Origin of the sequence: Azospirillum doebereinerae (genome assembly GCF_003989665.1) — a bacterium.
GTDB lineage: Bacteria > Pseudomonadota > Alphaproteobacteria > Azospirillales > Azospirillaceae > Azospirillum > Azospirillum doebereinerae.
The window spans coordinates 61,072-76,282 of sequence record NZ_RZIJ01000021.1; the positions used below are offsets into that span (position 1 = coordinate 61,072).

Annotated in this window: 10 protein-coding genes; 8 read left to right on the plus strand and 2 right to left on the minus strand. The window is 68.6% G+C overall.

Features of this window, described 5'->3' with window-relative positions; genetic code table 11:
* Positions 1-4: 4 nt before the first annotated feature.
* The 8 genes from EJ913_RS22850 (at position 5) to EJ913_RS22885 (ending at position 13,701) form a co-directional block, all read left to right on the plus strand.
* On the plus strand, positions 5-1,270 hold the full coding sequence (locus EJ913_RS22850) for a DUF2135 domain-containing protein (RefSeq protein ID WP_127002221.1): 1,266 nt from the start codon (positions 5-7) through the stop codon (positions 1,268-1,270).
* Positions 1,271-1,346: 76 nt separating this feature from the next.
* Positions 1,347-4,361 carry a virulence factor SrfB gene (locus EJ913_RS22855; RefSeq protein ID WP_127002223.1) on the plus strand — a complete coding sequence of 1,005 codons (3,015 nt, stop codon included), beginning with the start codon at positions 1,347-1,349 and terminating at the stop codon, positions 4,359-4,361.
* Between the two features lie 16 nt (positions 4,362-4,377).
* Entirely contained in the window at positions 4,378-7,059 is a 2,682-nt protein-coding gene (locus EJ913_RS22860) for a virulence factor SrfC family protein (protein WP_127002225.1), read from the plus strand.
* 11 nt (positions 7,060-7,070) lie between these two features.
* Positions 7,071-8,123, plus strand: coding sequence for a hypothetical protein (locus EJ913_RS31820; RefSeq protein ID WP_185909900.1), 1,053 nt, complete (start codon positions 7,071-7,073; stop codon positions 8,121-8,123).
* 17 nt (positions 8,124-8,140) lie between these two features.
* Positions 8,141-10,159, plus strand: coding sequence for a vWA domain-containing protein (locus tag EJ913_RS22870; RefSeq protein ID WP_127002227.1), 2,019 nt, complete (start codon positions 8,141-8,143; stop codon positions 10,157-10,159).
* Complete coding sequence (locus tag EJ913_RS22875; protein WP_127002229.1) at positions 10,156-10,926, plus strand: ABC transporter ATP-binding protein; 771 nt, start codon at positions 10,156-10,158, stop codon at positions 10,924-10,926. Before EJ913_RS22870 ends, EJ913_RS22875 begins: the two co-directional genes overlap by 4 nt.
* A complete protein-coding gene (locus EJ913_RS22880) occupies positions 10,923-12,149 on the plus strand; it encodes an ABC transporter permease (RefSeq protein ID WP_127002231.1) in 1,227 nt (408 codons plus the stop codon). Before EJ913_RS22875 ends, EJ913_RS22880 begins: the two co-directional genes overlap by 4 nt.
* Before the next feature lie 28 nt (positions 12,150-12,177).
* Positions 12,178-13,701 (plus strand): formylglycine-generating enzyme family protein, encoded by a 1,524-nt coding sequence (locus tag EJ913_RS22885; protein WP_127002233.1) that lies wholly within the window; start codon positions 12,178-12,180, stop codon positions 13,699-13,701.
* Between the two features lie 194 nt (positions 13,702-13,895).
* On the opposite strand, the gene lhpI is transcribed toward EJ913_RS22885, so the two are convergent.
* A complete protein-coding gene (lhpI, locus tag EJ913_RS22890) occupies positions 13,896-14,846 on the minus strand; it encodes a bifunctional Delta(1)-pyrroline-2-carboxylate/Delta(1)-piperideine-2-carboxylate reductase (protein ID WP_127002235.1) in 951 nt (316 codons plus the stop codon).
* 40 nt (positions 14,847-14,886) lie between these two features.
* Positions 14,887-15,210, minus strand: coding sequence for a DUF4387 domain-containing protein (locus EJ913_RS22895; protein ID WP_127002237.1), 324 nt, complete (start codon positions 15,208-15,210; stop codon positions 14,887-14,889).
* Position 15,211 lies beyond the last annotated feature (1 nt).

Here is a 15,211-nt window from a genome sequence, read left to right on the forward strand (position 1 = left end):
CGGCATGGTCCGTACGCCAATTGCGGAAACCACGCTGACCGGGCTGCGCCCGACCGGCGTCGCCGGCAGCCGTGTGCTCGATTCGTGGGAGCAGATCGACAGCTATCTGCGAAGCGCGCAAGCCGGGGACGTCGCCGATCTCTTCGCCGAACCGGTCATGCAACCCGGCGGGCGCATCACCTGGTTTGCGAACGACGGCGCGTCCGCCCGTCGGTTCGCCGATCTGCCCCCCGACCAGCAGAAGGCCCTGCGCGAGGCTCTCCGCGATCGGATGACCCGGCTGGAGATCGAAACCGCCCGCCTCCTGGGATCGACCAATCCGACCGCCCGCCTCATCGGCGAGACGCTCCAACGCGCCCAGCAGGTGCCCGGCCCGGTCGAGGACGTTCTGTTCTCGGTCGACGGCCAGCCGGTGATCATCAACTGGAGCACCGAGCCGGAGGGCGCCCCACCCCCCAGGGACCCCCTGAAGGAGTTCGTCCGGCGCGCCGAGGCCGCCAAGTCGCTGGCGCCGAAGCTGCCGCCCGTTCCCCAGCCGATCCCGGAAGCCCCAGTCGTTTCGCCGCCGCTGAATACCGTGGCTCCGGCTGTCGAGCGGATCGTCGTCGTGAAAACGTTCCCCTGGTGGTCGTTGCTGTGGCTGCTCTTCGCCCTTCTGGCGGCGGCGATCTTCTATGTCCTGATGATCGGCTGCGGTCTGTGGCCGGGCGGGCGTGGCCTCGATTATTGCCCGGTGCCGCCGGTCGCCGCCGTGCCGGTTCCCGACACGGAAGCCCTGCGCACCGACGCGCTGCGCGCCGAACTGGCGGCGCTGGAGCAGCGGCTCGACCAAGCACCGCGTTGCGCGCCGCCCACGCAGCGGGCCGAGAGCACGGAATTCGAACGCCGCATCGCCGCATCGGGCGCCGCGGAGGGCGAGTTGACCATCACGCTCATTTGGAACACGCCGTCGGATCTGGATCTCCACGTCCATTGTCCGACGGCGGGGCGGATCTCGTTCAACAACCGGACCGCCTGTGGCGGCACCCTGGACGTGGACGCAAACAGCGGGAGGCCGCATCCGGAAGGCAAGCCCGTCGAAAACGTCTTCTTCCCCGCCGGTGCCGCCGAGGCGGGCGTCTACCGGATCGAGGTCCACAACTACAAGCACCGCGGAACCGATGCGGATCGCTTCCAGGTTCGGGTCAAGAAAGGCACCGAGGTGACGGTGCGGGACGGCGAGGTGGCGCCGGACGGCATCGCGCACGTGATCGACGTGCAACTTCCCTGACGGCCGGGCTCGGCGTTCAAGACAAGCAGGCCTGCGCGAGACACGCAGGCCTTCGAGAAATAAGGGTGAAAGCGCCATGTTGAAGAGCCTGTTCCGTTGGCAGAAGGGCAGCGTCGTGACGCTGATCCCCAACACCGGCATCCAGTTTCTCGACTTCGCGGTGACAGCGGCCTTCGCCGGACAGGTGCAGCAGCACTTCTATTGCGAGGTGCGCGCGACGGAGACGGACGCCGATGGCCGGCCGGCCGAGGTGCTGCACATCGTCCGGCACGACGAGGACAAGCAACCCTACTACCTCGATCCGGCCAGCGGCCTGCCCGTCGCCGTCGCCGAGGACGAGGTGTTTCCGGTTCGCGGCGAACAGGCGCTCGACATGCTGGCGGGGGCGTGGCTGCCGGCGCCGGTGCTGCGGGTGCGGGAGGACGGCGCCTTCGCCGATGGCCCGACCAATTGGGCGCGGCTTTTCGTCACCCGGCTGCCCGAACCCGACGCCGACGGCAACCGGTGGCGGGTGACGCTGGCGCTCGACACGCTGCTCGCGGAACGGCCCGGCGATCACCGCTACATCATGCCCGAGCCGCGCGACGCCGCCGAAATGACACCCTTCGGTCTCGCGACCGGCCTGGAGGACGTGAACTTCTTCCTGCGCACCGAATGGGTGCGTTCCTGGCTGCGCGACAGCTATCTGGCGGCGGAAAGCGCGCGGCGCGGCGGGCGCAAGGTGACGCTGGAAAACCTGCCGCGTGGCGGCCTCTATTGGGCCACCTATCTGGTCCTGCTGAAGATTCTCGGCAGCGGCGACGCGGCCGACCGGCCGGTCGACGCACCGGAAGGCCCGATCCTGCCGCGCCTGCGCTTCCTCGACGAGGCGCCCTACGCGCGCGACCAGAAGCCGATTCCGGTCAACCTCGTCATCGACATCGGCAACAGCCGCACCTGCGGCATCCTGATCGAGGATTCGTCCGAGGGGGCGCAACGGCTCGACATGAGCCAGGCCTACCGGCTGGAGCTGCGCGATCTGTCCAACCCGGCGCACACCTACGCCGACCCCTTCGAAAGCCGGGTCGAGTTCCACACGGCCAACTTCAATCTCGGCGCCTATTCGCGCATGTCGGGACGTCCGGTGCGCGACGCCTTCTGGTGGCCCAGCCCCGTGCGCGTCGGGCCGGAGGCGGCTTGGCTCGGCTCGCTGACCGACGGCACGCAAGGGCGCAGCGGCCTGTCCAGCCCCAAGCGCTATCTGTGGGACCGGACGGAGCGCACCACCCCTTGGGTGAACAACGGCGGCCTGCTGCCGGCGGGGGAACGGGTGCCGCCGATCCGGGGACCGATCCCGGCCAAGCTGACGCAGCGCGGCGACCTGCTGAAACCCGGCGGGCTGCCGGGCATGAAGCCGGCCTACTCGCGCAGTTCGCTGTACATGCTGATGCTGACCGAGATCCTGGCCCACGCGCTCATCCAGATCAACGCGCCCTCCACCCGCGCCCACCGGGCGCGCAGCGAGGAGCCGCGCGTGCTGCGCAACGTCATCCTGACGGTGCCGTCCGCGACCCCGGTCGCCGAGCAGAAGGCGCTGAAGCGCTTGGCGAAATGGGCCATCAACCTGCTCTGGGAGGTGATGGGCTGGGACGCGGCCCACCCGCTGCGCCGCCGTCCCGACCTCAAGACCGAATGGGACGAGGCCACGGCCACGCATCTGGTCTACCTGTACAACGAGATCACGCAGAAGCTGCAAAGCGCCCCCCGCGACTTCTTCACCATGATGCGGCGCAACCGGCAGGAGTCCGGGCACCGCCCCATGCTGCGCATCGCCAGCATGGACATGGGCGGCGGCACCACCGACCTGATGATCATCCAGCACGAGGTCACCGACAACGACCGGACCATCCAACCCATCCAGCTGTTCCGCGAGGGCTTCCGGCTGGCCGGCGACGACATCCTGAAGCAGGTGATCGAGGACGAGGTCCTGCCCTGCCTGCAGACGGCGCTGGCGGAGGCCGGGGCGCCCTACCCCGTGAATTTCCTGGTGGAGCGCTTCAGCAGCGAACGCGAGGGCATGTCCCAGCAGGAGCGGACCTTGCGCGCCCTCTTCGTCAACCAGGTGCTGCGGCCGGCGGCGCTGGCCCTGCTGGCGCAGTATGAGAACGGCGGGCGCCACGCCGGCAACGACGAGCTGACCCTGCGTCTGGTCGATGCCTTCCCGGCCGACCGCCAGCCGCGCCGCGCCGTCGTCGACTATCTGGTCGAGGCCGCCCGGCGGAGCGGCGCCAGGGATTTCAGCCTGGAGAGCGTGGTCGTGCAGACCCGCCGCGACCGCATCGCCGCGACCATCCGCGGCGTCGTCCGCCCGATGCTGACGGACATGTGCGACGTCGTCCGTTCCTACGACTGCGACGTCCTGCTGCTGTCCGGCCGGCCGTCGCGCTTCCCGGTGATCAAGGACATGATCATCGGGCAGGCGCCGCTGCCGCCCAGCCGCATCGTGCCGATGGATTCCTACGGCATCGGCAACTGGTACCCGTTCCATTCTCCCACCTTCAAGATCGAGGATCCCAAGACGACGGCGGCGGTGGGGGCCATGCTCTGTCAGGTCTGCGAGGGGCAGGTCGAAGGGATGCTGGTGCGCACCAGCGACATCCGCATGCGCTCCACGGCCCGCTACATCGGCGCGATGGAAATCAACGACCAGATCCGGACGGAAAAATTGGTGTTCTCCGACGTCGATCTCGACCGCAAGGAACACAGCACCAGCCGCACGGTCACGGTAACGCCGCCGGTCTTCATCGGCTACCGGCAGCTTCCGCTGGAGCGGTGGAAGACGACGCCGCTCTACTTCCTCGATTTCCGCAATTCCGCAGAGGCCGGAAAGCTCGCGATGCCGCTTTCCGTGACCCTGGACCGTCGGAACCAGACCGCCGACGAGGACGAAGGCGCCCTGGAGGAGTTCGAACTGCGCGAGATCAAGGACGCCAACGGCCAGGACGCGTCGGATCAGTTGCGCCTGAGCTTCCAGACCCTGCGCGTGGAGCGCGGCCAGGAAGCCGGCTATTGGCTCGACAGCGGTCTGCTGTCCATGAACTCGCAGGGCTGAGAGAAAGAGGCGTTCGATGGTACGCGAGAAGGACCAAGCGCTCGGCACGCGCTGTCTGGCCATGGCGCAAGCCGCCAAGGAAGCCCTGGGATGGATCGCCGACAACGCGAAGCTCGTCGGACCGGCGCGGTCCGGGCTCGAGCGCAGCCTGAAGCGGCATGTGGTGGAGGCCAACCGGCTGGCCTCCGCCGCGGTGCGTCCGATGTCGGCGGCGGTCTTCGGCCCCAGCCAAGCGGGCAAGTCCTTCCTGATCGGAAAATTCATCACCCCGACCGAACGTCCGGCCAAGGTGGTCTTCGGCAGCGGTGACGAGCGCGAGGAGCTGGACTTCCTCAGCCAAGTGAACCCGCAGGGCGGCAAGGAGACCACCGGGCTGGTCACGCGCTTCTCCATCGCCCCCTACCCCACCCCGCGCGGCTTCCCGGTCGTGCTGCGCCTGCTGCGGGAGGTGGATCTCGTCAAGATCCTGGTCAACAGCTTCCTGTTCGATCTGGCCGGCACCTACGAACCGCGCGACCCGCTGCACGTCGCGTGGGTGGACCGGTTGGTGGACGAGCTGGAACCGCTGGCCGGCAAGACCCCGGCCGCCGGTCTGCGGATGGAGGACGTGCTGGAGCTGCGCGGGTATTTCGAGGAGAGCCTGCCCGCGCATCCGTATCTGCAGATCCCCGAGCTGGCGGAGGCCTATTGGCCGGCGATGGAACGGCTCCTGCCGCTGCTGGGCGGCGGCGCCCGCGTCCGCGCCCTCTCCCCCCTGTGGGGCAACCTGCCGGAATTCGACAGCCTCTTCGTCGAACTGAAGGGCGCGCTCGACCAGCTCGCCCACGCCCCGGCGGCCTTCGCCCAGATGGAGGCGATCCGCGACACCTCGGCCGGCGTGCTGCATGTGGACCGCATCTACGAGCTGTCGCAGAGCAGCGGCCCCGGCGCGCAGATCGTCCGGCTCTCGCTGGCCGACGGCACGCAGGTCTCGCTGCGGAAATCGGTGGTCACCGCCCTGACCTCCGAGCTGCGGGTGACCCTCGACCGCTCGCCCTGGCCGTTCCTGGAGCACACCGACCTCCTCGACTTCCCCGGCGCCCGGTCCCGCGAGGACAAGACGCCCGAGAAGTATCTGCGCCGGGAGGTGAAGCCGGGCGAACGGCCGCCGCGCGAGAACTGCCTTCTGCGCGGCAAGGTCGCCGTGCTGTTCGACAATTACGTGGCCGACCTCGACCTCAACACCATGATGCTGTGCGTGCCCGACAGCAATCTGGAGGTCGCCAAGCTGCCCGAACTGGTCGAGGGCTGGATCGCCAAGACCCATGGCGCCACGGCCAAGGAGCGCGCCGGCCGCAAGACCAGCCTTCTCTTCTGCATGACCAAGTGCGACCGGCTCTTCGACCTCGCCGCCGGGGCCGGGATGGAGCAGCAGATCGAGAACCGCTTCGACACCAACTTCCGCTCCTTCCCCGGCTGGACCACGGAATGGCATCCGGGAGCGCCCTTTGCGAACAGCTTCATGCTGCGCAACCCCAAGGCGGTCGAACAGCAGAGCATCTTCGTCTACGACGGCCCGCCGACCGACCGGGTGGTGCGCGACGAGGCGGCGCTGACCCGCGACTTCGAAACCCGCCTGCTGCCCAATTTCCGCCGCTCCCTGTCCGAGAACCATCTGGTGCGGACACATGTGGCCGAGCTGGACCGCAAGGTCGACGCCATGATGGCCTTCAACGACGGCGGTGTGTCGCATCTGGCGGACGCGCTGGCGCCGGTCTGCGCGCCGGACCTGAAGCACGACCAGATCCGGCCCCGGGCCGAGGCGCTGGCGGTCGAGCTGTCCACCAAGCTCTCGACCTATTTCGACAAGGACGACATCAAGGAAAGGCTGGACCGGCGCACCGCCCGCGCGGTGGCGGCGTTCCGCGCCCTGGTCGCCTCGGGCCAGCCGCTCGGGCTGTTCCTGCTGGAACTCGGCGTCGAGGAGCTGGCGCTCCGTCAGGCCTATTTCGACTACGCGCGCCGCGACCGGAACACGCCCGCGGCCACGGCCGCGCCCACGGCGAAGCCCCCGGTTCCGGACGACGAGTTCGGCATTGATCTCGACGCGCTCGGGTTCGGGGCGGTGGAAGCCAAACCAAAGGCGGCGCCCGCCGCACCGCCCCCGAAGCGGGACGCCTACGGCAGCGCGGCGGTGGCGCGCTGGCTGGACGGGCTGCTGCGCAAGACCGGCGACACGGCCCTGACCGGCTTCTTCGGGTTGACGCCCGAACAGTTCCAGACCTTCGTCGACGAACTGGAAAGCGGGGCGCGGCGCCTCCAGCTGATCGAGCGGATCGACGCCCACACCGGGAAGATCATCGGCTACCGCCAAGCCCCGGCGGCGACGGCGGCCGCGGTGGCCCTGGGGGCGAGCCTGCTGATCAATGATTTCATCAGCGACGCCGGCCGTCGGATCATGGAGGACTCCTCCGATCCCGATCTGGCCGCGCAGGCCCGCAGGGCCTTCACGCCGGCCGGCCGGCTGCCGCCCGGCGCGTTGCCCGACCTGCCCCAGGACGAGGCCGACCTGTCCACCTTGCGGCGCCAGTTTCCGACGGAATGGGCCAAGGCCTTCCTGACCCTGACGCGGGAAAACGCGTCGTCCAGCGCCGGCCAACTGGTCGATCCGGAACAGAACGCCCGGCTCGGCGCCATCCTCGACGCCTTCCGCCTGTAATGTGAGCCACGATGCGCCTTCCCTATGACGTCAAGGACGACCCCGCCTTTCCCCAGGGCGGCGTTGCCGCCGTGGTGGTTCCCGCCGCCGCCGGACGTGCCGATGCGCCGGTCAAGGTGGTCGTCATGCAGGACGATCCGGAATTTCCCTTCCTCGGCCCCTCCGGCTGGCAGGCGGTGGAGTATCGCTGGGTTTCCGGCCCGGTGCGGAGCGAGGGGAGCGATCTCATCGTTCCCCTCGGCGAACGGGTCACGGCCCAGATCGAGGACTACACGCCGGTGCGGATCGGGCTGCCGGAGCTTGGGCTGGAAGGTCAGGCCGTGTGGCAAGGCATCACCCCTCCGTCGAATCCCGGCGCTCCCGTCAGCGATCCGGGAGGACGAAGCGGCTCCTCCTTCGCGGCATCGCAAGCGCCATCCGTGGCGGAACCGCCACCGCCTCCCTTGCCGATTCCCCCACCCACACCACCCACACCACCTCCTCCCGCTCCGCCACCGCCACCGCCACCTCCATCCCCACCACCTCCTCCGCCGATTTCACCTCCGCCTCTGCCTTGGTGGTCTAAATGGTGGTTGTGGCTGTTGGTCGCCGTTCTGCTGCTCTTGATCGCCGCGGCTCTTCTGGCGTCGCGGTCGACCGAGACTCCGCCCGTCGCCCCGGCAGCCCCTCCCCAGGCCGCCGTCCCGGCTCCACCGCCAGCACCGGCTCTCCCGCCGACGCTGGCGGAGTTGCACGACCGTGGGGTCTCCGCAGCCGCGGCCGGGAACGTGGACGAGGCGTTGCGGCAGCTTCGCAAACCCGAAGCGGAAAGCTATGGGCCGACGCTGCTCTATCTGGCGCAGGCCTTGGATTCCGTGGACTTCGCTCCCGGCCTGTACCGCGAGCCGAACGACATCGCGGCGATCCAGCTCTACAGCCGGGCCTGCGCCGCCGGGGAAGCGGGGGCAACCGCCGCTCTCCAGCGTCTGGAGACGGAACTGAACCGCCGGGCCGACGAGGGCGACATGCTGTCCCGCGAAGCCCTGCGTCTCGAAATCCCCAAGGCCAAGACGGCGTGCCGGTAGAATTGGGAGAACGGGTCATGACTGCGTTGAAACGGGCGGCGGTTCTGGCCGGCGTGCTTTTTGGAACCTTGTCCACCCTCGCCCCGGTGCCGGTGGGGGCCGCCCCGCCGCTTCAGGTCGACGGGGTGCCGGGGCTCGACCAGCGCATCCTGACGCGCCCGCTCGCGACGCTGGGCACGGCGCCGGGTTCCGGCACGGCCGGGGCCGCGCTGCCGACCTTCACCCATTTCTACGTCTTCGAGCGCAAGCCGGTGGCCGGGCGGACCTGGCTGCGGGTCGGCCCCAACCGCAGCCAAGCCCCGACGGGATGGTTGGCCGAGGACTCCACGGTGCCTTGGCGTCAGGCTGTGGCGCTGTCCTTCAACCAGGCGCCGAACCGCCCGCCCGTGCTGTTCTTCGAGCAGCGCCCATCGCTCGACGCCCTGCTGGCCGACGCGCAGCGGGGCGAGCGCGTCACCCAGTTGGTCCAGGGCGCGCGGGCGCGGACGCTGCCGCCGGACAGCGGCGTCATCGCCATGGAACCCCAGCCGGTCGCCGATTTCCGTTCCTCCTTCTACCTGTTGCCGATCCTGGACGCGGTGGACGTGCAGGTGCCCGGCGTTCGCCGGCGCGGCGGGACGAAGCTGGTGCGGATCGCGTCCGTCTCCCTGCCCCTGCCGGAGGAGCGGGACGAGGTGTCGCCCAGCCAAGCCTTGGGAGAGTTCAAGACCGGGGTCGTCTTCGTGATCGACACCACGGCCTCGATGGGACGCTACATCGACCGCACCCGCAAGACGGTGCGGCGCATGATCGAACGCATCCGCCAGTCGTCCATCGGCGACAAGGTCAGTTTCGGGCTGGTCGGCTTCCGCGATGCGCTGGACGGGCGGGCGGGCGAGGATTACGTCACCCGCGTCTACCACCCGCTGGCCGAGCGCTTCGACGCCACGGCGTTCCAGAAGGCCATCGACGGCATGCAGGAATCATCCGTCTCCAACGCCGGCTTCGTCGAGGACGGGATGGCCGGCGTGCAGGCGGGGATGCAGATGGAAAGCTGGCCGAAGTTCGGCGGGCGTTTCGTTGTTATGATCACCGACGCCCCCGTCCGGGAAGCCGGCGATCCCCGCAGCTCGACCCGGATCAACCCGGCGGACATGTCCGCGAGCGCCGGCGCGCCGGACAAGGCGACGGCCATAGTCTCGATCCTTCTGAAAACACCGCAGGGAAAGGAATACCACGCCCAGGCGGAAAGCCAGTTCAACCAGCTCTCGCGCTTCCGGCCGACGGACCGCCGCTACGTCCTTACCGTCCCCGACGGGGATCTGGAGCGCTTCGGCGACATCATCGACCGCCAAGCCGACGACATCGTTCAGATGTCGGCAAACGCCGCGCAAGGGCAGATCGCCGGCGGCCCGGCCGCGGCCGGGGCGTCCCCGCCAGCTGCGGCCACCCCGTCTCCGATCATCGACGCCGGACGCGCGATGCAGCTGGCATGGCTGGGCAACCGGCGGAACACCCGCGCGCCGACCGTGCTCGAAGGTTGGGCCGCGGATTTCGACCCGGCCGATCCCATGGCCCGGCAATCCTTCGACATCAACGTCCTGCTGACGCGCAACCAGTTGAACGAGCTGTATCAGGCGCTCGACGCGATTTCCCAGGCCTCCACGCGCCGGCTCGACGCGGCGGGAGGCAGCCAGTCCTTCTTCGCGCAGATCCGCCACGTCCTGGCGACCGCGCAGACCGATCCGACCGCCCTGCAATCCCTGGATCCCAACTTCGCGACCCGCGTGCCCAACCCCGACGAGGTGCGGAACCTCAAGGATCTGGTCTCCGGCTTCGTGAGGCATCTGCCCTACCAGAGCACGCTGCTGTCCCATGGGCAGGAAACGCTGGAAGCCCTGAGCGACACCCAGATTCATGAACTGCTGACCGGAATCCGTTCCAAGCAGCAGATCTACAAAAGCTATTTCCAGGATGTGGACCGCTGGGTGCAGCTCAATCCCGCCGCCGGGATCGAGGAAGCCGTCTACCCCGTGCCGATCAGCCTGATGCCATGACCGGCGACGGAACGACACCGCTGATCGCGATCGAGGGGTTGCGGGCGGAGCGGCAGGACGCGGACCGCCGCTTCCGCCTGACGGTCCCCAACTTCCAGCTTCGTCCCGGCGACCGCGTCGCCGTGCTGGGGCCGAGCGGAAGCGGCAAGAGCACCTTCATCGAGACCATCGCCTGCGCTCGCGCCCCGGCCGCCGCCCAAGCCTTCCTGGTGAACGCGCCGGACGGCGCCGTGGATGTGGCCGGAGCCTGGGCCGACCGGCGCGAGCCTCTGCTCACCCGCCTGCGCGCGCGCGCCTTCGGCTATGTCCAACAGACCGGCGGCTTGCTGGAGTTCCTGTCGGTGCGCGACAACATCGCCCTCAGCCAGCGCCTCGCCGGGCGCGCCGATCCCGATTGGATCGACCGGCTGGGCCGGGAGCTTGGGATCGACGCCCTGTTCCGCAGCCCGCCCGCCCGCCTGTCCGGCGGTCAACGGCAACGGGTCGCCATCGCGCGGGCCCTGGCCCACCGCCCGAGCGTCGTCATCGCGGACGAGCCGACCGCTTCGCTCGATCGCGGCATCGCCCGCGTCGTCATGGGGCTTTTGTGCCGAACGACCGCCGAGGCGGGAGCCGCGCTGCTGGTCGCCACCCACGATCTGGCGCTGGTGGAGGAGTTCGCCTTCGCCCCGATCGGCCTGACCGACGACGGAAGCCGCGACGCTCCCGATGGCGCGCTTCAGGCGGTGACCCTGTCCTCCCCGTCCCACAAAGGGGCCGCCGCATGAGGCTCTGGATCACCGGCCTGTCCCTGGGCCTGCGCGACCTGCTGCACGACCGTTCCAGCTTCCTGACCCAGGCTCTGGCCCTGGCGACGATTCTGGCCCCGCTCCTGGTGCTCTACAGCCTGCGCGTCGGCGTGGTCAGCAGCCTTGTCGCCGACCTTGCGGAAGACCCGCGCAACCGCCAGATCCTGGCGACCCAGCAGGGCCACTATCCGCCGGACTTCTTCGACGCGCTCCGCGCCGACCCGCGCGTCGGCTTCGCCGTCGGGCATGCCTCGCCCATCGCGCGCGAGATGGTCTTCGCCAAACAGACCATCAATCAGACCGGCGGCCTTGCCCCCCGTGCCGATGGCGTCGTTCTCGGCAGCGGTCCCGGCGACCCGTTTCTCGGAGGGAACCAGGACGCGCCGCGCCGGACCGAGGCGGTGCTGTCCCGTGGCCTCGCCTCCAGGCTCGGCGTCGGGCCGGGGGACCGCATCCTGCTCTCCGCCGTGCGCCGTCTCGCCGGCGAGGACGAAGCCCTCGACCTGCCGCTGACCGTGACGGGGTTCGTCGATCCGGCGCTGTGGGACGCCGACGGGGCCTTGCTGGCCGACGAGACGCTGGCGGCCGTGGAGCAGTGGCGCGACGGTCTCGCCGTCCCGGCCTTCGGCTGGACCGGCCGCGAGGCCACGCGCCCCTTCGCCTACCGGAACTTCCGCCTCTACGCCCGCGACCTGCCGGGCCTGCGGGCGCTGCACGCCGACCTGTCGGCCCGGGGGCTCCCGGTGCGGGCACCGCGCCTGAAGGAGTTCGAGGGCATCATGGCGCTGAACACGGCGCTCGGGATGATCTTCGCGGTCATCGCGACGGCGGGAGCCCTGGGTTTCCTCGTCTCGTTCGGGGCCACCCTGTGGGGCAGCGTCAACCGGAAGAGACCGGCCCTGAGCGTTCTGCGGCTCCATGGCCTGCCCCGCCTGCACACCGCCCTGTTCCCCGTCGTCCAGGCGACGGCGATCGCCGTCGTCGGCTGGGCGTTGGCCACGGCGGCCTATCTCGCCGCAACAACGGCGCTCAACGCGGCGCTGTCCGGCAAACTGATGGTTTCGGGCACGGTGAGCCGGCTCGATCCCGGCCATTTCGGCGCCGCCTTCGCCTTGACCGTGGGCGTGGCGCTTCTGGCCTCCTTGACCGCAGCGTGGCAAGTCACGCGCATCGAACCGGGAGAAGGCATCCGTGGCAACTGACTGTCGTGTTTTCGCCGGAGCCGCGCTGATGGCGGCGGTGTTTCTGGCCGGCGTTCCGGTGACCGCGCACGCGGTCTCTCCCCCCACCCCGGCGTGGCCGAAGGAGCATTTCGATCCGCAGCCGGCAGCGGGCGACTTCACCCTGCCGATGCCTTGCGGCGGCAGGATGGTCTTCCGCCGGATCGACACCTTCGTCGGAAACAACTGGCTGGCCGACCAGCAGACCCGCATGGGCTACGCCGACGAAGCCCGCGCCAGCAGCGAGGATCTCCGCTTCGGCCGTATTGTCGGCGGCTTCAGCGAGAGCGGGAAGCCCGACCGTCGCTACTACTACATCGGGAAATACGAGGTGTCGCTGGCGCAGTACGACGCCGTCATGGGGAAAAGCTGCGAAGCCAAAGGGCCGGAAGGCGCCCTGCCCAAGGAGGATTCCGGCTGGTTCGACGCCGTCGCCTTCACCCAGCGCTACACCGAATGGCTGTTGAAGAACGAACGCGCGGCCTTGCCGCAGGAAGACAATGTCCCCGGCATCATCCGCCTGCCCACCGAGGCCGAATGGGAGTTCGCGGCACGGGGCGGGACCAAAATCATGCCGTCCCAGGAGGTCGGACGCGTCTTCCCGATGGACGGCGCGATCGGCGACTACGCCTGGGTCGGTTCCCCGGACTCCTGCAACGGCCAGTCACAGTACATCGGAACGCTCAAGCCCAATCCGCTCGGCCTGCACGATGTGCTCGGCAATGTCGGGGAAATCGTTCTTGAGCCCTATCAGGCGACGGCGCCGGGGCGGCTGCACGGCCAGGTCGGCGGATTCGTCGTGCGGGGCGGCTCCTGTCTGACCTCCGAACTGGATGTGCGCAGCGCGGAGCGGCACGAGGAACCGCTCTACGATCTCGCCGACGGCATGGCGCGACGGGCGCCGTTCACCGGACTGCGCGTGGTGATCGGCGGTGTCGTCGGGACGAGCCAGAGTCGGATCAGCGCGTTTGCCACCGCAGCCAGCTCCAGAGCGGCCCCGAGCGGCGAAGCGCCGGCCGGCGCCACCCTGGCCACCGTCACGCGGGCGCTTGCCGCCGAGGCGGACCGGCCGGCCGTCGCCGACCGCCTGAACAAGCTCGCGTCCGAGATCGGGGCGGAAATGACCCGGCGCAACGAGATCGAGGCCAATGGGGCCCGCATGGCCGTGATGAGCGGCGCGATCCTGATGCGGAACTACCGCCAGGAGATGAACGAGGGCGACCGTCTGGAAGCGATCCTTCCCGCCGTCGCCGAGGGCAACCGCGCGCAGTATGCCAAAAGCATCGAGATGTGGCGGAACCGGGCACGTCTCAGCGGCGAGGCGTATCTGTCGCTGCTCATCGAGGCGACGGACAATTTCGGACCGGATCTCTTGCGTGCCCAGCTTCCGCGGGTGGCTTCGGCTTTCAGCTACGACGGCTCTGCCGGCTTGGTCAAGATGATCGCCCGTTTTGTTGAGCAGAGCACCCGCTATCGCGCGCACCCCCCGCAAGAGCTCAACGATTTTCTCAAGGAGGCCACACGCCCACTGTAAATTTGATCACTTATATTATCTAAAAATTATGAAATTCATTCACAAGCTAGATATTATTTGGAAAATCCTGTTGAGGAGCCCTTTGATTTGGCGCGCACTAGACCGAAGGGCTTCTCGCCTCCTATTCTCCATTCTCTTGGCTTGGCTCTTCCCGCAACGGCATCACCTAGACAACCGTTGGGCAAACTCTTCCGCTATGCTGATTTTTGCAACGCAGTTTCGAAACACAACTCAGCCGCTACCAAATCCGCCAGGGAACATCCGACGGACTTGAACAGGGTGATGTCGTCAGGAGTCCGCCGACCTGCGGCGACACCGCGCACGAGTTCGGCAAGCTCGCCTTGGATGGCGTTTGGATCGAATGCACCGCGCGCAACGGCCTGCACAATCTCGCCGGCTTCGGACAGGGTGCCGGCGCGTGTATCGACGAACACCCGCGCGCGTTCGACCGCCACGTCATCGGCTTCTCGCATCGCTGGCGTGAAGGCGCCGACGAGATCCAGATGCATGCCGGGTTCGAGCCACTCACCATGGATCAGCGGCTCCGTAGCGAGTGTCGCGCAGGAGACGATGTCGGCGTTGCGGACGGCCTCTTCCAAATCAGGCGCGACGCGGGCGTTCATCCCTGCGCCGGACAGCGCGGCAGCCAACGCCGCCGCCTTTTCAGGATTGCGACCCCAGACGTCCACCGTCCGGATCGGGCGGACCGCGGCGTGGGCTTGCGCCAGCTTCGGCGCCATTTGTCCGGTTCCGACGACCAGCAGGCGGCTGGAGTCGGTTCGCGAAAGATAGGTCGAGCCCAGGGCCGACACGGCCGCGGTGCGTCGGGCCGTCAATTCGGCACCGTCGAAGCTTGCGGCGACGCGCCCGTTCCGGGCATCCATCAGCAGGTAGTGGACGCCGACCGCCGCCAACCCCCGCGTGCCGTTGTCCGGGAATACGGTAACCGTCTTGAGGCCGATGTAACGGCCCGGGCTCCAGGCCGGCATCAGCAGCAGGGTGGCGTCGCGCTCGTCCGGCACCGGCACCGTGTAGTGGGGGCGCGGCGGGCTGTCGGCTCCGCACCGGAAACCCTCGCGCAGGGATTTGACCAAAGCAGGCCAGTTGAGTGCGGTCGCAACGTCTGCGTCGGTGAAATGGCGCATGTCCTTGAATCTCTCCATCAGAGCGCGGGAATGGCGGAGTCTATTCCATCGGTACGTCGATGAGCATCAGCGGAACGTGATGCTGACAACCGTACATGTCGCCATCCCCGGACGAACCCTGGGCGCGTGGGCGCTTGATGGTGATCTTGATCGCGTTGGCCATGTCGATCTCGAAGAAGGACGACACCTGCGAGACACCGATGCCGTAAGCCTTTGCGACCGACTCCGCGCTGATCGCACCGGTCGCGCGGACGGCCTCGTAGCGTGCCTTGTCCTTGAACAGGATGTCGAAGGTGATCCGGTAGGGACCCGCGTTCTTGCTGCGGACGATGTCGGCGAGGTCCTTGAGGGGGCGCGTGTTCATC